The organism is Pseudomonas sp. 8 R 14, from assembly GCF_900005955.1.
Taxonomy (GTDB): Bacteria; Pseudomonadota; Gammaproteobacteria; order Pseudomonadales; family Pseudomonadaceae; genus Aquipseudomonas; species Aquipseudomonas marginalis.
On the sequence record NZ_CVTH01000016.1, the window covers coordinates 17,121 to 37,709 of the forward strand.

The 20,589-nt window shown below is 61.8% G+C and carries 18 protein-coding genes; 10 read left to right on the forward strand and 8 right to left on the reverse strand.

Annotation, left to right across the window (positions count from 1 at the left end; all coding sequences use genetic code 11):
• Nucleotides 1-17 precede the first annotated feature (17 nt).
• On the reverse strand, nt 18-1,073 hold the full coding sequence (locus BFQ01_RS00900; protein ID WP_065923891.1) for an NAD(P)-dependent oxidoreductase: 1,056 nt from the start codon (nt 1,071-1,073) through the stop codon (nt 18-20).
• Nucleotides 1,074-1,137: 64 nt separating this feature from the next.
• Entirely contained in the window at nt 1,138-2,034 is an 897-nt protein-coding gene (locus BFQ01_RS00905; RefSeq protein ID WP_065923892.1) for a LysR family transcriptional regulator, read from the reverse strand.
• A gap of 122 nt (nt 2,035-2,156) precedes the next feature.
• On the opposite strand from BFQ01_RS00905, the gene BFQ01_RS00910 reads away from it, so the two are divergent.
• The 3 genes from BFQ01_RS00910 to BFQ01_RS00920 all read left to right on the forward strand — a co-directional run bounded on the left by BFQ01_RS00910 (nt 2,157) and on the right by BFQ01_RS00920 (nt 5,412).
• Nucleotides 2,157-2,819 carry an RraA family protein gene (locus tag BFQ01_RS00910; protein WP_065923893.1) on the forward strand — a complete coding sequence of 221 codons (663 nt, stop codon included), beginning with the start codon at nt 2,157-2,159 and terminating at the stop codon, nt 2,817-2,819.
• A gap of 11 nt (nt 2,820-2,830) precedes the next feature.
• Nucleotides 2,831-4,039: a pyridoxal phosphate-dependent aminotransferase gene (locus BFQ01_RS00915; RefSeq protein ID WP_065923894.1), complete on the forward strand. Its 1,209-nt coding sequence runs from the start codon at nt 2,831-2,833 to the stop codon at nt 4,037-4,039.
• Between the two features lie 95 nt (nt 4,040-4,134).
• Entirely contained in the window at nt 4,135-5,412 is a 1,278-nt protein-coding gene (locus tag BFQ01_RS00920; protein WP_065923895.1) for a cation:dicarboxylate symporter family transporter, read from the forward strand.
• Nucleotides 5,413-5,687: 275 nt separating this feature from the next.
• Here BFQ01_RS00920 and BFQ01_RS00930 read toward each other — a convergent pair whose 3' ends face one another.
• On the reverse strand, nt 5,688-6,146 hold the full coding sequence (locus tag BFQ01_RS00930; RefSeq protein ID WP_027603994.1) for an Hsp20 family protein: 459 nt from the start codon (nt 6,144-6,146) through the stop codon (nt 5,688-5,690).
• A gap of 256 nt (nt 6,147-6,402) precedes the next feature.
• Here BFQ01_RS00930 and BFQ01_RS00935 point away from each other — a divergent pair, with 256 nt between their 5' ends.
• Genes BFQ01_RS00935 through BFQ01_RS00965 form a run of 7 tightly spaced genes read left to right on the forward strand, consistent with a single transcriptional unit; the run spans nt 6,403 to nt 15,740 of the window.
• On the forward strand, nt 6,403-7,218 hold the full coding sequence (locus BFQ01_RS00935) for an ABC transporter permease (protein WP_065923897.1): 816 nt from the start codon (nt 6,403-6,405) through the stop codon (nt 7,216-7,218).
• The gene (locus BFQ01_RS00940; RefSeq protein WP_065923898.1) at nt 7,208-8,476 is read left to right on the forward strand and encodes an ABC transporter ATP-binding protein; all 1,269 of its coding nucleotides are present in this window, start codon (nt 7,208-7,210) and stop codon (nt 8,474-8,476) included. Before BFQ01_RS00935 ends, BFQ01_RS00940 begins: the two co-directional genes overlap by 11 nt.
• On the forward strand, nt 8,473-9,795 hold the full coding sequence (locus tag BFQ01_RS00945; RefSeq protein ID WP_065923899.1) for a polysaccharide pyruvyl transferase family protein: 1,323 nt from the start codon (nt 8,473-8,475) through the stop codon (nt 9,793-9,795). Before BFQ01_RS00940 ends, BFQ01_RS00945 begins: the two co-directional genes overlap by 4 nt.
• Nucleotides 9,788-10,492: a 2OG-Fe(II) oxygenase family protein gene (locus BFQ01_RS00950; RefSeq protein ID WP_065923900.1), complete on the forward strand. Its 705-nt coding sequence runs from the start codon at nt 9,788-9,790 to the stop codon at nt 10,490-10,492. The genes BFQ01_RS00945 and BFQ01_RS00950 overlap by 8 nt, the downstream gene beginning before the upstream one ends.
• Before the next feature lie 11 nt (nt 10,493-10,503).
• A complete protein-coding gene (locus BFQ01_RS00955; protein ID WP_065923922.1) occupies nt 10,504-12,660 on the forward strand; it encodes a glycosyltransferase in 2,157 nt (718 codons plus the stop codon).
• Nucleotides 12,661-12,679: 19 nt separating this feature from the next.
• Nucleotides 12,680-13,657 (forward strand): class I SAM-dependent methyltransferase, encoded by a 978-nt coding sequence (locus BFQ01_RS00960; RefSeq protein ID WP_256097646.1) that lies wholly within the window; start codon nt 12,680-12,682, stop codon nt 13,655-13,657.
• A 13-nt stretch (nt 13,658-13,670) separates the two neighbouring features.
• Complete coding sequence (locus BFQ01_RS00965) at nt 13,671-15,740, forward strand: glycosyltransferase (RefSeq protein WP_065923901.1); 2,070 nt, start codon at nt 13,671-13,673, stop codon at nt 15,738-15,740.
• Here the strand turns inward: BFQ01_RS00965 and BFQ01_RS00970 are convergent, their stop codons facing one another.
• From BFQ01_RS00970 to BFQ01_RS00990, 5 genes are all read right to left on the reverse strand, one after another.
• On the reverse strand, nt 15,741-16,610 hold the full coding sequence (locus tag BFQ01_RS00970; protein ID WP_065923902.1) for an NAD(P)H-binding protein: 870 nt from the start codon (nt 16,608-16,610) through the stop codon (nt 15,741-15,743).
• Nucleotides 16,603-17,484 (reverse strand): glycosyltransferase family 2 protein, encoded by an 882-nt coding sequence (locus BFQ01_RS00975; protein WP_256097647.1) that lies wholly within the window; start codon nt 17,482-17,484, stop codon nt 16,603-16,605. Before BFQ01_RS00975 ends, BFQ01_RS00970 begins: the two co-directional genes overlap by 8 nt.
• A 7-nt stretch (nt 17,485-17,491) precedes the next feature.
• Nucleotides 17,492-18,598, reverse strand: a complete 1,107-nt coding sequence (locus BFQ01_RS00980) for a glycosyl transferase (protein WP_065923904.1) — start codon at nt 18,596-18,598, stop codon at nt 17,492-17,494.
• On the reverse strand, nt 18,595-19,698 hold the full coding sequence (gene wecB / locus BFQ01_RS00985) for a non-hydrolyzing UDP-N-acetylglucosamine 2-epimerase (RefSeq protein ID WP_256097648.1): 1,104 nt from the start codon (nt 19,696-19,698) through the stop codon (nt 18,595-18,597). The genes BFQ01_RS00980 and wecB overlap by 4 nt, the downstream gene beginning before the upstream one ends.
• 405 nt (nt 19,699-20,103) lie before the next feature.
• Complete coding sequence (locus BFQ01_RS00990; protein WP_083244830.1) at nt 20,104-20,583, reverse strand: YbaK/prolyl-tRNA synthetase associated domain-containing protein; 480 nt, start codon at nt 20,581-20,583, stop codon at nt 20,104-20,106.
• Between the last annotated feature and the right edge of the window lie 6 nt (nt 20,584-20,589).

A 20,589-nucleotide genomic window follows, 5' to 3' on the forward strand; every position in this document is an offset into this window, starting at 1 on the left:
CAGCGGCTCGGCAATGTTCAGCCTGGGTCCGCAGCCAGGCTGAGCGCGTGGATCTTGTCGACAATCTGCCGTGAAGCCTTACGGATCGCCGTCGTCGTGCTGCCGGCGATATGCGGTGTCAGTTGGGCGTTGCCGATGCCTGCCAGTGGCGAGTCAAAGCGGTCTTTTTCGTGGACAAAGGTATCGATGGCAACCGCTTTTATATGCCTGGGAAACGCGGTCATGAAGCTTGCCAACTGGGCTTCGTCGACGATGCCGCCGCGAGCGGTATTGATCAGTATCGAGCCTTGGCGCATCTGCCTGAACTGGGCAAGGCTGAACAGGCCTTGGGTCAGCGGTGTCAGCGGTACGTGGATAGACACCACGTCGGCCTCCCCCAGCAATTGCTCGAGGGTTTGCCGTCGCTCAAGCCCAAGGCTGTGCGCGACCTGCTGCGTAAAACGCTCTGAACCGCTGGCGATGACCTTGATACCGAGCGATCCCGCTTTGCGTGCGACGGCTTGGGCAATGCTGCCGGTACCGACCAACCCGAGCGTGAGTTCACCGAATTCGCGGCCTGGCGCCAGGGTGCCCTTGGCCCAGCGACCGTTATGCGTTTCGGCGTTGTAGTGGTCCAGGTCCCTGGATAAAAACAACGCCTGGGCGATGACGTATTCGGCCACCGCCGCCGCGTTGGAGCCCGGTGTGTTGAGTACGCTCACGCCCCACCGTTCAGCCTCTTGCCGGTCGATATGGTTAACGCCTGTACCCGCCTGGGCGATGGCGCGCAGCGGCGTTGGCAGGGCCGGTGATGCAGCGGCGCGGATCAGCTCGCGCTCAATGGGAATATTCAGGCGCGTCTTGAACACGCTATACCCCCCGGCCTGGGTCACGGCGTCGATGAAAGCGTGCCTGTCGTGGCCATTGATCTCGGTGTACCGGATGCGCTCGCCATAATGCTCGCGGATACTGTGTTTATCGGTGAAATAGTAGAGATTCAGGGTAACGACCAGGCCCAACTCAAGGAATCGGTCGACTTCCTCGAACAGCAACGGCGGGCCGGGTGCATCCAGTATCAGGGTGGTGAATGCCATACCTGTGAGCCTCTTTAAAGGGTGTTCAACCGCACCAATACACTAGCATCGCGCCACACTTGCTCTAAAACAACAATCGCGAAAAATCGCAGCACACCTGCGCCATCCGCGCCACGTCCTGGTTCAAGCCGAACTGTCGATCCACGCGATGCAACGCTACATACTGGATATTCGGCAACTCCGGCTGCGTGACCAGCGCGCGTAATGCACCGTGCTCGATCAGGTGCGACAAACACGCCTTGGGCAAATAACTCACGCCGATCCCCGACAGCGCCAACCCCACCTGCACCAGCAGGTTATGGCTGGTGAGGGTGCGCGGCATCTGCACATTGTGCGCGGCCAGCCAACGCTCGTAGATCAGGCCGGTGCCCGACTGCGAACCCTGGGTCAGCACGGTGTAATCGGCCAGCACTTCCAGGCTGACTGGGTCGGGGTGCGGGATCAGGCCAGGCGCGCAGATCCAGGCGTTTTCCACGCTTTGCAGGACGGTGCTGTGGAAGCGCGGGTCGCTGTAGACGTCCGGCACAATCACCAGGTCGAGTTGGTCGCTTTCCAGCTTGCGAAACAGTTCGCTGCTCAGTTCCACTGACGGTTCGATCTGCACCTTGGGGTAGGCCTGGCGCAACGCTTCCACCAGCGCCGGCAGCCAGGTCAAGGCGGTGAGTTCGGTGACGCCGAGGCGAAAACGGCGCACCAGCACCTCGCGGGCGCTGACCCGTTCGAGCAGTTGGTCGCGGCTGTCGAGCAGGTCGCGGGCATAGTCGAGCAGCTCACCGCCCTTCTCCGTCAGCCGGGCGTTGCGCTTGCTGCGGTCGAAAATCTCGACGTCGAAGGTGTCTTCCAGCTCCTGGATGCGCTTGGAGATGGCCGACTGAGACATGTTCAGCTTGTTCGCCGCCGCTTCGAAGCTGCCGAGTTCGGCGATCCAATACAGCGCATCGATTTGCTTGAAGGTGATCATGGCGGCCAACTCATGAAAAAAAGCGATGCTATCACATCATAAAATATCGCTAAAACTCTCCCGTCATCACTCCTAAGATCCGGCCATAGCCCATCGCTATCCAACAATTCTGGAGATTTGCCATGTCCTTGCCCGGTTCACGCATCCTTCCCAACGCGCCCATGGCGCCGGCCGAACTGGTCGAGGCGTTTGCCCATGTCGTCACCCCGCATATCAGCGACAACCTAGGCCGCCATATCGGCGCCCGTGGCCTGACCCGCTACAACCGCAGCGGCAAGCTGGTGGGTACGGCGATCACGGTCAAGACCCGCCCCGGTGACAACCTGCTGATCTACAAGGCCATGAGCCTGCTGCAACCCGGCCATGTGCTGGTGGTGGACGGCCAGGGCGACACCAACAACGCGGTGATCGGCGAGTTGATCAAGCTGTATGCCCAACAGCGCGGTTGCGTGGGGTTTGTGATCGACGGCGCGATTCGCGATGTCGCCAGCTTTGAGGACACCCCCTGCTACGCCCGCGCCGTGGTGCATACCGGCCCGTACAAGACCGGCCCCGGCGAAGTGAACGTGCCGGTGTCCATCGGCGGCATGGTGATCAACCCCGGCGACCTGCTGGTGGGTGATGAAGACGGCCTGGTCGCGTTCTCCCAGGCCGACGCCGCCGAAGTGCTGCGCCGTGCCGCACAACATGCCGAACATGAAGAAGCGGTCAAGGCAGAGATCGCCAGCGGTGCGGTGCGCCAGAGCTGGATCGACAAGGCCCTCAACAACGCCGGCCTGGCGTGAAGGAGTCCGAGATGAGCACTGCATTTTTGTCGGACCGCGTCCTGGGCATCGCCCCCTCCCCCAGCATCGCCGCCAACGCCCTGGTCACCGAGTTGCGCGCCCAGGGCCGCGACATCGTCAACTTCACCGTGGGCGAGCCGGACTTCGACACCCCGGCGCACATTCTCGAGGCCGCCAGCCTGGCGATGCACAGCGGTGACACCCATTACACCGCCACCACCGGCACCCTCGCGCTGCGCCAGGCCATCTGCCTGAAACTGCAGCGCGACAATGATCTGGTGTATGGCCTGGACGAAGTCGTCGCCGGTTGCGGCGGCAAGCACATCATTTATCACGCCCTGGCCGCCACCTTGAATCGCGGCGATGAAGTCATCGTGCACACGCCGTATTGGGTCTCGTACCCGGACATCGCACGGCTCAACGATGCCACGCCGGTGATCATCCCGGGCGATGAAAGCCTGGGTTTCAAGCTGTCGCCCGCCGCCCTCGAAGAGGCGATCACCCCACGCACCAAATGGGTGATCCTCAACAGCCCGAACAACCCCAGCGGCGCGGTGTACAGCGAAGCCGAGCTGCTGGCCCTGGCGCAGGTGCTGCGCCGCCACCCCCATGTGCTGGTCATGGCCGATGAGATCTACGAACACTTCGTCTACGGCGACGCCCAACATGTGCCGCTGACACGCCTGGCGCCCGACCTCAAGCCACGCACGCTGATCGTCAACGGCGCGTCCAAGGGCTATGCGATGACCGGTTGGCGCCTGGGCTTTGGCGCCGGGCCGGCGTGGCTGATCGCGGCCATCGCCAAGCTGCTGTCGCAGACCACTACCTGCCCCAGCTCAGTGAGCCAGGCAGCCGCCGTGGCTGCATTCGCCGGTGACCAGGCGCCTATTGCGGCGATGCGCGAAGAATACCGGCAGCGTCGTGCCCTGATGCTGGAGCGACTGGCGGGTATTCCAGGCCTGGGCATCATCCCGCCCGATGGCGCGTTTTATGTGTTCGCCAACGTCAGCGGCCTGATGGGCAAGCTCACCCCCCAGGGTGATCGCCTCGACAGCGACACCCAACTGGTGGACTACCTGCTGCGCGACTACGGCCTGGCCACGGTCAGCGGCGCGGCCTACGGCATGTCGCCGTATGTGCGCCTGTCGTTCGCAAGCGCCCTGGACGTGATCGAAGAAGGGTGCCGTCGCCTCAAAGACGCATGCCATGACCTGCGCTGACGGCCACCCGTAACACCCGGCGACCAGCGGACGGTCGCCTTTTGACTGCCTAGAACAACAACTTAAAAATCATTGATCTCAAATGAGGCATTCCCATGCACACGCCCCGTATCGCGCTGGTCTGGCAAATCATGATCGGCTTGCTCGCCGGTATCGCCATTGGTGCCCTGCTGCACCGCTTTCCCGAGTCCCGACCGTGGCTGGTGGACAATCTCCTGCAACCGGCGGGCGATATCTTTATCAAGCTGATGAAGATGATCGTGGTGCCTATCGTGTTTGCCTGCATGGTGGTGGGCATTGCCGGCCACGGTGACGGCAAATCCCTGGGCCGTATCGGGGTCAAATCCCTGGGCTATTTTTTCTGCATCACCACCCTGGCGATCATCATCGGCCTGGTCATGGGCAACCTGCTCAAGCCCGGCGCCGGCACTGAACTGTCCAGCCTGCACGCGGCGAATATCACCCTGCCCACCAGCAACGGCGCCGGTCATAGCCTGGGGCAGATCATCGTCGGCATCATCCCCGACAACGTGGTCAACGCCATGGCCCAGGGCAGCCTGTTGTCGGTGCTGTTTTTTGCGGTGATGTTCGGCCTGGGCGTGGCGCGCCTGCCCGCCGAGCGCAAGGACCCGGTGATCGCGCTGTTGCGTGGGGTCAGCGACGCGATGTTCAAGGTCACCTCGATGATCATGGCCTACTCGCCCATCGGCGTGTTCGGCATGATCGCCGTGACCGTGGCCAACTTCGGCTTCAGCTCATTGCTGCCGTTGGCCAAGCTGATCATGGTCAGCTATGTGGCCATCGCGTTCTTTGTGCTGGTGGTGCTCAACCTGGTGGCGCGCGTGTGCGGGATCAACCTGTTCGCGCTGATGCGCCATATCAAGGATGAGTTGGTGCTGGCCTTCTCCACCGCCAGCTCGGCGGCGGTGATGCCGCAACTGATGAAAAAACTCGAAACCTACGGCGTACCTCCTTCGCTGGTGAGCTTTGTGGTGCCGGTGGGTTACTCGTTCAACCTCGACGGCGCTTCCCTGTTCCTCGGCATCGGCACCCTGTTCGTCGCGCAGTTGTACGGCATCGACCTGAGCCTGGGCGATCAGGCCTTGCTGGTGGTGACCATGGTGCTCACCTCCAAGGGGGCCGCCGGAGTACCGGGATTCATGTTCGTGATCCTCTCGGCCACCCTGGCCAGCGCGGGTTTGCCGTTGGAAGGCATCGCGTTTATCGCTGGGGTGTATCGCTTGATGGAGATGCCGACCACGGCGCTGAATGTGCTGGGCAATGCGCTGGCGCCGTTGGTGATTGCCAAGTGGGAGGGGCGTGAGGGGCGGGCTGGGCGGCAGCAGAAAGCGCAAAATGTGCAGATGGAATGAAGTGGCTGCTGGGCTTCTGTGGCGAGCGGGCTTGCCCCGCGTTGGGGTGCGAAGCGCCCCTGATGAAGACGAATGCGGTGTATCAGGCACTCCTCTTCGCCTGGTTTTGGGGCTGCTGCGCAGCCCAACGCGGGGCAAGCCCGCTCGCCACAGGTACAGTGTTCCTCTTTAACTGACCGGCATTGGGGCAAGCCCGCTCACTACAAAGGCGCCACATTTTGACCTCGCCACATCGAATAAAGGCGCTCCGAAGAGCGCCTTTATTCATTCCAGCCTTACTGCTCGCTGATGGATTTCACCTCGGCCTTGGCAGCACCGCCAATCGCAATGCGCTTAGGCTTGGCTTCCTCCGGTACCACCCTGAGCAGGTCGATGCTCAGCAACCCGTTGGCGAGTTGTGCGCCCTGCACTTCAATGTGGTCGACCAGGCGGAACGACAAACGGAACGCGCGCTGGGCGATGCCCTGGTGCAGGTAGGTGATGCCCTCATCGTGTTCGCGCTTGCCGCCGGCGACGGTCAACACGCCTTTTTCCACCTGGATCTCCAGGTCATCCTCCACCAGGCCTGCCGCCGCGATGACGATCCGGTAGTGATCTTCACCGTGCTTCTCGACGTTGTGAGGTGGGTAGGTGGTACCGGCCTCGCTGCGAAGCGCCGATTCAAAAAGGTCATTGAAGCGGTCAAAGCCGACGGAATGACGGAACAGTGGGGCCAACGAAAGAGTAGTAGCCATTGCAAAATCTCCTGAGTTTTCTCCAAGTGATTTGACACGCGACCCGTATTCGGCATCGCGTAAAACCTAAGTAGGTTCAGGGGAAAAAATTTCAAGCAGCGCCAGCAAAAAAATTTATCCGCTGCTGTGATTGCGTGCAGACAGGCTGACGCAATGAGCATCCCCCTAGGTCGAACAATCACTCAACGCCACATAGCGAAACGACAATTGTTGACTAGACTCATGGGCGCACTGCACTGGCAATGGGAATCGCTGCATGAGTGAAACAAACGCGCGGGCAGGGATGTTTTCCAGCCCGTGGCGACACAGGGAGTTGTTGTTTTCCATGGTCCAGCGGGAAGTGATTGGGCGTTATCGAGGCTCCATCATGGGGCTGTTGTGGTCGTTCCTTAACCCGCTATTCATGTTGCTGGTCTACACCTTCGTGTTCAGCGTGATGTTCAAGCTGCGCTGGCCCGCGGGCGACGGTTCGCGCACCGAGTTCGCGCTGCTGGTATTTGCCGGCCTGCTGGTGTTCAACGTGTTCGCCGAATGCGTGGGGCGTGCGCCGGGCCTGATCATCGCCAATGCCAACTACGTCAAGAAAGTCGTGTTCCCCCTCGAGATCCTGCCGTGGGTGGTGCTGGGCGCCGTGTTGTTCCACACCCTGGCCAGCCTGGTGATCTGGCTGGTCTTCCACCTGGTGTTTTTCGGCTGGCCGCCCCTGACCAGTGTGTTGCTGCCCCTGGTGTTATTGCCGCTGGCGCTCTTCACACTGGGAGTCACCTGGCTATTGGCAGCGCTGGGGGTTTACCTGCGTGATGTCGGCCAGGTGGTGGGCGTGCTGACCACGGCATTGATGTTTGTCTCGGCGATTTTTTACCCGACCAGCGCATTTCCGCCGGCCTACCAGGGCATCCTTCACCTCAACCCGCTCACCCTGGTGGTCGAACAGGCCCGTGACGTGCTGTTCTGGGGCGTGATACCGGACCCTTTCACCTGGGCCTGCGGCCTGCTGGTGGCCGGGGGTATCGCCTGGCTGGGGTTCACCTGGTTCCAGAAAGCCCGCAAAGGATTTGCCGATGTGCTCTGACATCGCCGTACAAACGGCCCACCTGAGTAAGAGCTATCACATCTACGACACGCCCAGGGATCGCCTGTGGCAGCTGTTGTCTCGCGGGCAAAAGCAGTTCTATCGAGAATTCTGGGCACTGCGGGACGTGTCGCTGCAACTGTGCAAAGGTGAAACGGTAGGGATCATCGGTCGCAACGGCAGCGGCAAATCGACGCTGCTGCAACTGATCTGCGGCACGCTCAGTGCCACCTCCGGCAGCATTGAGAGCCATGGCCGCGTGGCGGCGTTGCTGGAGCTGGGCTCGGGCTTCAATCACGATTTCACCGGGCGTGAAAACGTCTATATGAACGGTGCGGTATTGGGGCTCAGTCACGCGGAAATCGACGCCCGTTTTGCCCAGATCACCGACTTTGCCAATATTGGCGACTTCATCGACCAACCCACCAAGACCTACTCAAGCGGCATGCTGGTGCGACTGGCCTTCGCCGTCGCGGTGTGCGTGGACCCCGACATCCTGATCGTCGATGAAGCCCTGGCAGTGGGCGACGCGTCCTTCCAGTTCAAGTGCCTCAATCGGCTGGAAGCACTCACCCAGCAAGGCACGACGCTGCTGTTCGTGTCCCATGACATGGCCATGGTCAAGCGCTTTTGCAATCGAGTGATTTACCTGCGCGAAGGCCAGGTGCGTGCCAGTGGCTCTCCCGAAGAAATGGCCGAACTCTACCTGCTGGAGATGCGTGACGAACAGCGTCGCTGGGCCAGCGGCGGCGCGGTGGCGGTCGCCCCCAAGGCGTTTCTTGCCCAACAGGCAGGCATCGCCTTTGGCACCGATGAGGGGCATATCGTTGCGGCCTGCTTTACCAACACGGACAGCCTGTATTCAAGCTTTGTGTATGGCGAGACCATCCAGCTGCGCATCGAAACCCGGGTACGCGAAAGCATCGAGCTGCCGACCCTCAGCGTGACGATCCAGGAGGCCCGGCTGCTGGTGATCGGCGGCGCCAACCTGCCGCTGCACCTGGAGGCAGCGCACGAGGGCTGGCGCAAGGCGACGCTCAACGTCCGCTTCCCCGCCAACCTTGCGGCGGGCAAGTACCACATCACGCTGAAACTGATGAATGGCCACCTCGAAGAAACCGCGCAGCTTATCGAGAAGCAGGTCGCGCTGCTGGCGTTCGACACCTTGCCGGGCCCCCGGGAATTCCTTGGTTTCGTCGATCTGGGAATAGAGGCCGGTCCTGCCCCTCACACGAATGAACCGGGGGTGCTGCAATGAGCCGAGAGTGGCAGGTCGGGATCTTCGGCACATTCGATGTCGCCAATTATGGCGACTTGCTGTTTCCCATCCTCGCCGAGGCGGAATTGACCCGGCGCCTGGGCACGATAACGCTGCACCGGTTTTCCTATCACGGGAAAACGCCGTCCGAATGGCCGTACGAGGTCACCTCACTGAGCCGTTTGCCGGACATCGCCGGTCAGTTGGATGGAGTATTGATCGGCGGTGGTTTCATTGTGCGTTTCGACAAGCTGGTGGCAAGCGGTTATTACCCCCCGGATGCTGCCATTCACCACCCCACCGGCTACTGGCTGACGCCCGCGCTGATCGCGCTGCAACATGGCATCCCGTTGATCTGGAATGCGCCGGGCATGCATTGCAACGACATCCCGCCGTGGGCCGCACCACTGGTGCAACTGACCCTCGAACACAGCCCGCACATCAGGGTACGCGATGCGCTGTCCCAATCGGCCCTGGCCCAACTGTCACCGACGGCCCAGGTCGAGGTGCTTCCCGACACGGCCTTTGGCCTGCCACGCCTGCTCGACCCTCAATCGCCTTCTGCCCCGTTCCTGGAGCTGTGCAGCAGCGCCGGCCTGACCCAACCCTATCTGGTGGTGCATGCGATGTGGGGGTTGAACAGCTTCCTGCAGCTGTGGCAAACCCATGCCGGGCAGTTCGAGGACGTGCAACTGCTGCTGCTGCCCATAGGGCCAGTACTGGGTGATCACGAATCCGTACTGGGCGACGGCCTTGCGCGCGCGCGTTGCCTGCCCTTCTGGCCAGAGCCCCTGCTGCTGGCAGAACTGCTCGCCCATGCCGAAGGAGTAATCGGACACAGCTACCACCTGGCGATCAGTGCATTGGCCTTTGGTGTGCCGATCTTCTGCTCGGCGGACCTGGGCACCGGCAAATACACTGCGCTGCCGAGCCATGGACGAATATTCCAATTACGCCGGGACCAGCCGATTGATCCGCAGTGGTTTCGCGCACAGCTGGGCAAGCAACCGGTGTCCCAGGTGACCGCCGACGCGATGGTACAGATCGACGCACATTGGGACCGCGTGGCCGAGTTGATCCGCGAAGGTCGCAGGCCCACGCAGCCCGCGCTCAACCGCTACTGGCAAGCCTTGCCGGGTGTTCTCGAAGACCTGCACTCACTCCTCGAAAGCCAGGCCGCCGAGCGGCAACACGAACGCGAGCAACATCAACAGGCACTGGAAACGCTGTACCGCTCCAACTCGTTCAAGCTGACGGCGCCATTGCGCCATCTGCGCCGAACCCTGAACAAATGGCTGGGAGCCCTTCGACATGATTGACCTGAGCAAACTGACGGCCCACCGCCTGCAGACCGTGCCTTTTTCCTGGGCGCAAATCGGTGCGCTCTACACCCCCGACGATGCCAAGGCGCTGGCCGAAACCTACCCGCACGACCACTTCAAGACGGTCTCCGGCTACGGCGGGGCCAAGGACTACGAATACGAGGCGCGGCAATTGATCGCCATGGGCAGCCACGAAGTGGTCAATCCACAAGCCTTGAGCCCGCAATGGCTGGCACTGGCCCACAGCCTCTGTTCGCCGCAGTACCGCCAGGCCCTCTCCGCGCTGACCGGGGTGGACGTGACCGAGGTCCCCATGGAGGCCAACCTGTTCCACTACGGCCCCGGGGCCAACCTCGGGCCGCACCCGGACCTGGACGACAAACTGGTCACGCACATTTTGTACTTCAATCAGACCTGGGACCCCGCCGATGGCGGCTGCCTGCAGATCCTCGGCTCTGCCAGGCCCACCGATATCGTCGCGCAAGTGACGCCCGAGGTCGGCAACTCGGCGATTCTGGTGCGCGCCGACAACTCCTGGCATGCGGTTTCACGGGTGGTCGAGGGTTGTCGTTCTTCCAGGCGCAGCGTGACGGTGACGTTTTACCGCCCCGGCTCTACCAGCTCGATGTGGCCGGACAACGACCCGACACCTCTGCACGCTTACGGCGAACAGCACAACACAAGGTTTTCATGAAGGACGGCATCATGGATAAGGACACTCTGGCCACCCTTGAGCGCGAAAGCGTTCGCATGGAACGCGATGCGGCCATCAGGGAGCGAGACGCGGCGCTGGCCTACATCGCCATGTTGAAAAATACCCGCTCGTGGCGGATCACCAAGCCCTTGCGGGCGCTGCTGCATTGGTTGAGGTATCGGGCGCCGCACACAGAAGCCGACACGCCCGACTTCCTGCACGGGCAATATCTGCCGTTGCACACTGCATCGAAAAAAACACTGTCGCCATCGGCTGATTCAGCATCACCAGAGGCGCGCTTCGACATCCTCTGCTTCGCCAACATCGACTGGGCCGCACGCTTCCAGCGGCCCCAGCAGTTGATGAGCCAGTTCGCCCGTCACGGCCACCGCGTGTTCTACATCATGCCCTCCCGCAGCGCCGAGCCTGGCCAGGCCTACAGCACCTTGGAAGTGGCACCCGGGGTATTCGAGGTGACATTGCAGCGCGACGAGTTCGTAGACTGCTACACCCAGCGCATGTCGGAAAAACACCTGCAAACCTACGCCAACGCAATCGATGCGCTGGCCAAGGATTGGCGCATAAAAACCGCAGTCAGCGTGGTGCACCTGGCGTTCTGGTCTGCGCTCGCGCATCGGTTGCGCGGCACCCACGGCTGGAAAATCCAGTACGACTGCATGGATGACTGGGTGGGCTTTCCGGGGATCGGCGCGACGTTGCTGGAGGAAGAGCACACCCTGGTCCGAGACGCCGATCTGGTGACGGTCACCGCCGCGCTGCTGCAGGAAAAATGGGCCGCGATGAGCCGCAACTGCCTGTTGCTGCGCAATGGCGTGGATGTCGAGTTCTTCGAGCGCAATTGTGTGCCCAACCCCTTGATGGCGGAGATCGAGCGGCCGCTGATCGGCTTCTACGGTGCCCTGGCCGAATGGGTCGATTTGCCCTTGATCGCGGGCATCGCCCGGCTGCGGCCGGACTGGAACTTTGTGTTGATCGGCGACATTTTCGTCAAGGACCTGGCCGGGCTGGACCGCCTGCCCAATGTGCATTTACTCGGCAGGAAGCCCTATGCACAGATGCCGTTGTACCTCTACCACTTCAATGTCTGCCTGATCCCGTTTCGCCTGTATAACGTGACCCATGCGGTCGACCCGGTGAAGTTCTACGAATTCATCAGCGCGGGCAAACCGGTGGTGTCGGTGCCACTGGAAGAAATGCAGATCTACGCGGATTTCGTGTATTTCGCCAGCGAACCGCAGGCCTTCATCGAGCAGATCGAGCGCGCCCTGAACGAAACCGATACCCAGGCCGCCAGCCGGCGCGTGGCACTCGCCAGCGCCAATGACTGGCGCCACCGCTTCGACGCCAACCTCAGTGCGCTGAAGTCCTTGCACCCGAAAGTGTCGATCGTGATCGTCACCTATAACAATGTCGAACTGACCCAGGGCTGCATCCAAAGCCTGTTGCGCAACACCACGTACCCCGATTACGAACTGATCATTGTCGACAATGCGTCCTCGGACGACACGCGCAACTACCTGCGTTACCTGGGCCGCACCCACGCGAACGTCACTCTGGTGCTCAATGACCGCAACCTGGGCTTCGCCGCCGCGAATAACCAGGGGCTGCGCCTGGCGGCCGGGGAATACCTGGTGCTGCTCAACAACGATACCGTGGTGCCCAAGGGCTGGGTCGACCCGTTGCTGCGCCACCTGCAAGACCCGCAGATTGGCCTGGTCGGCCCGATGACCAACTCGGTAGGCAACGAAGCGAAAGTGCTCGTCGACTACGTCGGCCTCGAACACATGGAGGCCTTCGCCGATCAACACGTCGCGCGGCATCGCGGTCGCACCTTCGATATCAGCATGCTCGCCATGTTCTGCGTGGCCATGCGCCGCGAGGTGCTGGAACGCATCGGTTGGCTGGATGAGGCGTTCGGCATCGGCATGTTCGAAGACGATGACTACAGCCGGCGCATCCAGGCGGCCGGCCTCAGGACCGTGTGTGCCGAGGATGCCTTTATCCACCACTACGGGCAGGCGTCCTTCAAGAAGCTGATTGCCAGCGGCGAGTATCAAGCGCTGTGGGACAAGAACCAGGCGTACTTTGAAAGCAAATGGGGCACATGGACGCGCCCTGAACCGCAGCGCAAATCGGGTAACCCTTGACCAACCAAAGGAAGACACCGTGTTCAAGCGAATCATGCACAAGCTCAACGGCAAGCGCGAAGGGATCGGCGCCGACAAGCAAGTCACAGCGGATCACTGGTCAGAAAACATGGCCGGCTCCGACGCCTTTTCTGCGGATGTCTATTGGCTGGCGGTACCGACCGTACAACGCCGCCATCAGCACAAGGCAACGGCGGGCAGCGGCCATCCGGGCTGGGTGCAGTACTGCCTGAAGGAGTTTCTCGGCAACCCGGCGCCAGGCACACGGATGCTGAGCATCGGCTGCGGCACCGGCACCCTGGAGCGCGAACTCTACAGGCTCAAGGCGTTCGAGCACTGTGACGGCGTGGATATAGCGCCTGCCGCCCTCGAGGTGGCCAGAGCCGAGGCGCTGGCGATGGGCGCGTCGACGATCCAGTACGCCCTGTGTGATATCGAACGCACTGACCTGCCAGGCAATCACTACGACGCAGTCTGGTTCAATGGCTCACTGCACCATATCCGCGAGCTGGAAGTGGTCTGCCAGCGGGTTCGCCATAGCCTGAAACCCGGCGGCTGGCTGTTTTTCAATGAATATGTCGGGGCCAATCACTTTGCCTTTGATGCCCAGCAAAGGGCGGCCATCAGCCATGCGTTCGGCTTGATTCCCGAGCATTTGCGCCGCTCATTCGTGAAGGGTTCATACGGCCAGGTTCAACAGGTCGTGCCACTGCCCGACCCCGCCGAGGTGGTGAAAGTCGACCCGTCGGAAGCCGTGCGTTCGGCAGATATTCTGCAGGTGGTGCAGGAGCACTTTGATGTGCGTGCGCTGAACCTCTGCGGCGGTTCGCTGCTGCAGTTTCTGCTGCACGGTATCGCCGGCAACTTCACCGCGGACAACCCGCAGTCCCTCAGGGTGCTGCAGATGTTGTTCGACATCGAAGACGGGCTGATCGAGTCGGGCACGCTGAAAAGCGACTTTGTGGTGGTCGCCGCATCGCCGAAAATGTCAGGATGAGGTCGCCCCGCCCATGCTGATCGAGCGACGCCCATCTGGCCGGCAGCGCTGGCGCGCGGTGTATCACCGGCTGCCGTTGCCGGCCAGCGCGAAAAAACTCCTGGCAGTCATCTACCGACGTGCACTGCTGCCCGCTGCGCGCGCATTGCGCGGCGTACTGCAACCGATGAAAACCTTCGCCGACCCAGCGCCGTCGTCTCAGCCTGCGCCTCAGCCACAACAGGCCGGACTGGCGGATTACATTATCTGGGGCGCTATCGACTGGGACTTGCGCCACCAGCGCCCGCAGCAACTGGCCCAGGTACTGGGCGCCACCGGGCGGCGGGTCATCTATGTGTCGGCCTCATTGATACACGCCCCCCAGGCCGGCTTTGAACTCGAGTCGCTGGACCAGACCCAGCGGTTGTTCCAGGTCAAGCTGTTTGCCCGTGGTGCACCGTTTATCTACACCGCAGCGCCTGACGCCGCGCAGGTTCGGCAGTTGTGCTGCAGTATTGGCGAGGTACTCCTCTGGGCCGGCTCAGCCCGGGTCATTTCACTGGTGCAGCACCCTTTCTGGTGCGACATCGCCGGTGAATTACCCAACAGCCGATTGATCTACGATTGCATGGACCATCATCAAGGCTTCGGCGACAACGGCCCAAGCATCCTGCAGCTGGAGCAACGGCTGGTGCGCAACGCGGACGTTCGGCTGTTCACCTCCGATTGGTTGGCCGAGCAATGGCCGGCCCAGGCCAATGAAACTCGCGCCATCCTGCGCAATGCCGCCGACTTCACCCAGTTCTGCACCCCACCTGTCTCGATCTACCGGGATCGCTTGCAACGTAAGGTGATTGGCTACTACGGCGCCATTGCACACTGGTTCGACCAGGCACTCGTCGCCCGCATCGCCGAGGCGTTTCCACAGCATGTGGTGCTGCTGATCGGCGCCGATACGGTGGGCGCGCGGGCGCAATTGAGTGGCTATGCGAACGTAGAATTCACCGGCGAAGTGCCCTATGCCACCCTGCCCTATTACCTGCATGGCTTCGATGTGGGCATCGTGCCGTTTCACATCACGGCACTGACGCTCGCTACCAACCCGGTCAAGGTCTACGAGTACCTGAGTGCCGGGAAACCGGTGGTCTCGGTCGACCTGCCAGAAATGCAACAATTCGGCTCCCTGGTGCAGGTTGGCCGCGACGGCCCGGCGTTCATTGCCGCAATCACGCGGGCATTGCTGCCAGCGACGACCGAACAGATTGCCCAGCGTCAGGCGTTCGCTGCCCGACAAACCTGGACACACCGCGCCGATGCGCTCATCACCCTGGCCGAACGCCGCGACCACGCGGCATGCATCAGCGTGATCGTCGTGACCTACAACAACCTGGCGCTGACGCGGGCGTGCCTGGACAGCCTCGAGCACGACAGCGAGGGGCCTGAACTGGAAATCATCGTGGTGGACAACGCATCCAGTGACGGCACCGCTGAATTTCTCTCGCAATGGGCGGCCGACAGCGGCCAGACGATCGTACTCAACACCGACAACCGCGGTTTCGCCGCCGCGAACAACCAGGGCCTGGCGATCGCCAACGGTGAGTACCTGGTGCTGCTCAATAACGACACGCAGGTTACCAGCGGCTGGGCGAGTACCTTGCGCCGGCATTTACAACGCAATCCCGAGCTTGGCCTGATTGGCCCGGTGACCAACAACATCGGCAACCAGGCCAGGATCGACATCGACTACACCAACCTCGCAGACATGCCACAAGCGGCTCGGCGCTTTACCTGCCGCCACCTTGGCGAGGTGGTCCGGCTGCCGACCCTGGCGTTCTTCTGCGTGATGATGCCGCGCAGTACCTACACGCGAATCGGCCCGCTCGACGAAGTCTATGGCCGTGGATTCTTCGAGGATGACGACTACTGCCGACGTGTCGAACACGCCGGCCTGGTGAATGCCTGCGCCCGCGATGTGTTTATCCATCACCAGCTTTCGGCATCGTTCGCGCTCATGAACCAGGATGAACGCCAAGCCCTGTTCGAGCGCAACAAGGCGATCTATGAAGCCAAGTGGGGTCCGTGGGAGCCCCATGAATATGAGTAACTAACGCAGGTCGTCCTGTGACAATAAAAATCCCCTGGGCGCGAAGCCAAGATCCCGGGCAGCCTCGGTATGCTCGAACACCAGGTCCTGGTTCATGCGCTGCGCCATCGCCGCCGACCAATGGCGGTAGCGTGGCAGTACTCGCAACAGCCACAACGTCATCCGGAACACCCAGAGCGGCACCGTGAGAAAACGCGGGCGGCGCTTCTGCGCGGTGAACACGCGGGAGACCATCTCCCGATAGGGCAATGTTTCTGCGCCGCTGAGGTTGTAGGCATGGCGGCACACCTGGGGTGCCTGCAACGCACGCACACAGGCGCTCGCCACATCCTCGGCATGCACGGGTTGACGCAGCCCCATCGCGCCACCCAACAGCGGGAAAAAGCCGAAGCGCCGAATAAAGCGTGCGATCTCGGTGATGTTTTTGTCGCGGCCCTGGCCGTAGATCAAGGTCGGACGCAGGATGCCCCAGTGCACCCCGTGGTCCTGCGCCCACTGCTCAACACGCGCCTCGGCATCGCCCAACAGGTTGGCGAGGCGCCGCTCTGCGGAGTCGACGGAGTGGCTTTTGCTAAAGCGACTGGTGGAAGACAAGGCCACGACTTTGCGCGCTCCGCAGGCCTGCAGCAGCGCAAAATGCTGCGGCAGCGTCCAAACCGGTGCCACGCAGATCCAGTAGGGAATCGGCGCGGCATACGCGCTTACACCCGTCTCAGAAAGCCGTTGCCAACTGACCGTGTCACTGTCGCTGCCGTGCCGGGGCTGGCGGGAAAAAGCGACGACCTTGAACTGTTCGCGCACAAGCAACGCAAGCAGGCAGCGGCCTACCAGGCTACTGGCCCCCAGCACACCGACCGTGACCTCAGGCATGCCCACCCCGGGATCGTCCCAGCAACCAATTGAATCCATGGTAGATGCAGACCAAACCGAAGCGCAGCCACACCCCCAGGACCACCCACCACCACAACCCCTTGGGGTAGTTGACCCTGAAGAACTTTGCGTAGAACCGCACCATCCCTCGGTGTTTGTGCCACTCGACGAAAAACGGTCGATTCCGGCTACAGGCGCCCCGCCAGTGCATGACGCGCGCCTGTGGAACAAACACGACGCGCCACTGTTTCAGCTTGAAGCGCATGCACCAGTCCAGATCCTCGCAATGCAGAAAATAGCCTTCGTCCCAGAGGCCCACAGACTTCAACGCTTCACGCTTGACCAGCATGCAGGCACCGGAAATGGCTTCCACCGCGGCGGGCTCGGTGGGCAGCGGCTCACGATGCAACAGGAAGTCGGCGCACAGCGTGGGAAACACTCCATCCAGGCGCGATAAGCCAAAAGCCCGGACGAATGCTCTCCTGGGGGTCGGAAACACCCGACGCCCGCCCGGCTGTTCGGACCCATCGGGGTTGCATAGAAAGCCCCCCACCATGCCCGTGGCGGCATCCGCGTGCAGCGCTTCCATCATGCCCTGCAATGAGCCCGGCAGCAGGACACAATCCGGGTTCAGGAACAACAATGCGCCGGCACTCGACACCCCCACACCGGTATTACAGGCCGAGGCAAAGCCCATATTCCGCTGATTCCGGATGATGCTCAGGCGCGTATCGGCCAGGCACCCATCCAGGTACGCCAGGCTGCCGTCACTCGAGGCGTTGTCCACCACAATCACCCGCCGCGCGCCTTCCCTTAAGGCCGACGCCACGCATTCGCCGAGCAGCGTGCCGACGTTGTAGTTGACGACGATCACGTCGCAGTCATGGATGAAGCGTGGCCGCATCAAAACGCGCTTCCCATGAGTGTTGCAGTGCAAATGCACGGGCTTGATCCGCATTGCGCTCACACTGCAAGGCGGCCTCGGCCAGCCCGGCAATATCGCTGTGCGAGTGACTGATGAAAACACCCGGCAGCCCTGAACGGCCATGCATCTCGCCGAAGTCAGTCGAGATCACCGGCAATGCCAGGCCGCGGTATTCGTAGTACTTGATCGGATCGACCGACGCGGTGAGCAGGGTCTTTTTGAAAGGAATCAAGCCCACGTCGAACTCGGCCATGGCGGCCAACGCCGCGCCATGATTATCGGCAGGCAACACCACTACGTTGCTAGGCAAGTGCGCGGGCACGGCGCCGAAGATCGGCCCCATCAAACGAATTTCATCGTTGGGCCTGGCTTCGGCCAAAGCCGCCACCCAGGCCCAGTCAAACCAGGTGGCCAGGGTGCCCACGTAGCCAAAAACCTTTCGACTCGATGACGTCGACGCCCGCTTTACGGCAGAGATCGCCGCCAAGTCCAGGCCGTTCAGCACCAGGCACACCTCGTTGCGATAACGCCGCCACTGCGCGTCGAGCACGGAACTCGACGTCCAGATGACGTCCACGCGCTGGGCGATCAGCCGCTCACGGCGCGCCAGGGCCGATCGCGAGAGGCCGGTATAAAACGCCGGGAAATCGTCCATCGCGTCATACAAGGACGCGCAGTGACGAAGCCGCTGCAACAACAGATGTGCCAGGACCGAGGGCTTGCCGACCACGAGCAAGGCTGGGGAGGCGTGGGTGAATTGATCGATCCTGCTCAATGCATGCCGCCAGCAAAAGCGGTTCACCCAGCCCGAGCCCGGTAGAGGTTCTATCGGTAGACCGCCAGGCTTGATCAACGTGAGCCATGGCGGCGTACCGCTGGGTGGACTCGTTTGCGCGCAGGGCGCAGCCGCCTTGAGATCGCTCCATCTGGGCAGCCGCGTGGGATAAGGATCGACCCAGAGCACCGACGCCCCTGTGCGGCTGTGCACCCAATTGACAAACTTGTGCGGCCGCTGGGCGAAGCTGTGCCAGGGCAACGGCGAGAGAAATACCAGGCGCTTCAAGAAAAGTGCTCGCGCAGGACCTTCACGATACGCCCTGCAGCCTGCCCATCGCCGTAGGGCGAAACACCTCGTACCATGCCACGGTAGGCCGATTCATCGTCAAGCAGGCGCTGCGCCTGCTCGATGATACGTTCATAGTTGGCCCCCACCAGCTTGACGCTGCCCTGCTCCACCGCTTCCGGGCGCTCGGTTTCATCCCGCATGACCAGCACCGGCTTACCCAGCGCCGGCGCCTCTTCCTGGACGCCTCCCGAGTCGGTCAGGATGAAATACGCCGCTTTCATGGCGGCGATGAACGCCGCGTAACCCAGCGGCGCGCACAGCCTGAAGTTCGGTATGCCTGCCAGGCACGCCTGGGCGACGCCCTGGATATTCGGGTTCGGGTGCACAGGGTAGAGAAACTGAACCCCAGGGTTGTTCTCGGCAAGGGTGCGCAGCGCTCGGCAGATGTCGAGAAACGGCGCGCCAAAATGCTCCCTGCGATGGGCCGTCACCAGCACCAGGCGCTTGCTCGGATCAAGATCAAGGCCGATCTCCACCTCACTGGCCGCGGTCATGAGCAGGGCATCGATCACCGTGTTGCCCGTGACGAAAATGTCCCCACTGGCTACGCCTTCTTTCAGCAGGTTTTGCCGAGTGCCTTGCGTTGCCGCGAAGTGCCAGTGCGCTAATTTACCGGCAATGACCCGGTTGGCTTCCTCGGGGAACGGATGCTGCAGATCCCACGTGCGCAGGCCGGCCTCAATATGCCCCACCGGTATACGCCGATAAAAACAGGCCAGGGCACAGGCCATCACCGTGGTGGTATCGCCTTGCACCAGAACCGCATCGGGCCGTTCTTCGAGCAGGACAACATCCAGCTTGAGCAATAACTGCCCGGTCAGGGTGGCCAAGGTTTGATTGGGTCGCATGACGTCCAAGTCGATATCGGGCTCGATGCCGAAAAACGCCAGGACCTGATCCAGCATGTCGCGATGCTGTGCCGTGGCGACCACACGCACATCGACCCAGCCCTGCTGCTTCAAGGCCAGAATGACCGGGGTCATTTTGATCGCTTCGGGACGCGTTCCGACCACGCAAAGAATTTTTTTTACCGACACATCAAGCCTATTTCCCTATTCGATAAGTGGCTGAATCGCTCAGGCGTTCAAGCTCATGCTCACGCACATTCCGCTGTGCTGTTTTGATGCTGTAATGGTGAAAATCCGGACTGCGGACAGCGAGAGTGCGGCGTCGAGACAGGTTCGTAGCGGGTCTCGACGCCCATACTGCAGCATAGACACAGACTGCAATACCTGCACGGTGGATGGACTAAAGGACGGCCTGGTCCCGACGAATTCCCGCAAATCTACGCCAGGGAATGAGCGCACCGGTTCATGCCTGATGCGGGTGCTCTGGAAATGACGTGACCGACCCGTCGTTCGAGCCTGAAGACCGGCCAGTTACAGTGCATAACAGGCCAAGGCGGCTATCCGTTTTTTTGCAGCGCCTGTGAAAACGCCTGCTCAGGCCTGGCTGATATCCAGCAATCGAGGCATGGCGATCGCCAGATAGTCCTGCGTATCGAGCACCATCGACGCATCCAGCCGCCCCGCGTTGAAGGCTATTTCGGCGTAGCCTGTGGTCAAGGCCGGATCGACGATCAATTGAATCCGCTCATCGAAAACAAAAGGAGGGATGGCGCCGATCCGGCACCCGGTCAGTTCCATGGCGATTTCGGCCTTCACCAGCTCGGCTTTTTTCCCGCCCAGGGCCGCTCCGACTTTCTTCATGTCCAGCTTTTGGTCGCCTGGCAGTATCACCAGTGCATAGGGGCCGGCCTGACCCTTGAGGGCGCAAAGCATGGCCTTCGCGCCTTGGCCGGGCTCGGTGCCACGGATTTCGGCGACGCGCGCCGACTGGCCCTCGGCATCGTGCATCAACACCCGGTAAGAGGCTGAGCGGGCATCGAGTAATGCCACGAGGCGATCGAACATGGGATGCATGGAGTT

Excerpts from the sequence above, each read along its gene's own strand:
- BFQ01_RS00915 (WP_065923894.1), top strand. The coding sequence starts at position 2,831 with ATGAGCACTGCATTTTTGTCGGACCGCGTCCTGGGCATCGCCCCCTCC.
- BFQ01_RS00950 (WP_065923900.1), top strand. The coding sequence starts at position 9,788 with ATGATTGACCTGAGCAAACTGACGGCCCACCGCCTGCAGACCGTGCCT.
- BFQ01_RS00990 (WP_083244830.1), bottom strand. The coding sequence starts at position 20,583 with ATGCATCCCATGTTCGATCGCCTCGTGGCATTACTCGATGCCCGCTCA.
- BFQ01_RS00920 (WP_065923895.1), top strand. The coding sequence starts at position 4,135 with ATGCACACGCCCCGTATCGCGCTGGTCTGGCAAATCATGATCGGCTTG.
- BFQ01_RS00900 (WP_065923891.1), bottom strand. The coding sequence starts at position 1,073 with ATGGCATTCACCACCCTGATACTGGATGCACCCGGCCCGCCGTTGCTG.
- BFQ01_RS00940 (WP_065923898.1), top strand. The coding sequence starts at position 7,208 with ATGTGCTCTGACATCGCCGTACAAACGGCCCACCTGAGTAAGAGCTAT.
- BFQ01_RS00955 (WP_065923922.1), top strand. The coding sequence starts at position 10,504 with ATGGATAAGGACACTCTGGCCACCCTTGAGCGCGAAAGCGTTCGCATG.
- BFQ01_RS00935 (WP_065923897.1), top strand. The coding sequence starts at position 6,403 with ATGAGTGAAACAAACGCGCGGGCAGGGATGTTTTCCAGCCCGTGGCGA.
- BFQ01_RS00965 (WP_065923901.1), top strand. The coding sequence starts at position 13,671 with ATGCTGATCGAGCGACGCCCATCTGGCCGGCAGCGCTGGCGCGCGGTG.
- BFQ01_RS00910 (WP_065923893.1), top strand. The coding sequence starts at position 2,157 with ATGTCCTTGCCCGGTTCACGCATCCTTCCCAACGCGCCCATGGCGCCG.
- BFQ01_RS00945 (WP_065923899.1), top strand. The coding sequence starts at position 8,473 with ATGAGCCGAGAGTGGCAGGTCGGGATCTTCGGCACATTCGATGTCGCC.
- BFQ01_RS00970 (WP_065923902.1), bottom strand. The coding sequence starts at position 16,610 with ATGCCTGAGGTCACGGTCGGTGTGCTGGGGGCCAGTAGCCTGGTAGGC.
- BFQ01_RS00930 (WP_027603994.1), bottom strand. The coding sequence starts at position 6,146 with ATGGCTACTACTCTTTCGTTGGCCCCACTGTTCCGTCATTCCGTCGGC.
- BFQ01_RS00905 (WP_065923892.1), bottom strand. The coding sequence starts at position 2,034 with ATGATCACCTTCAAGCAAATCGATGCGCTGTATTGGATCGCCGAACTC.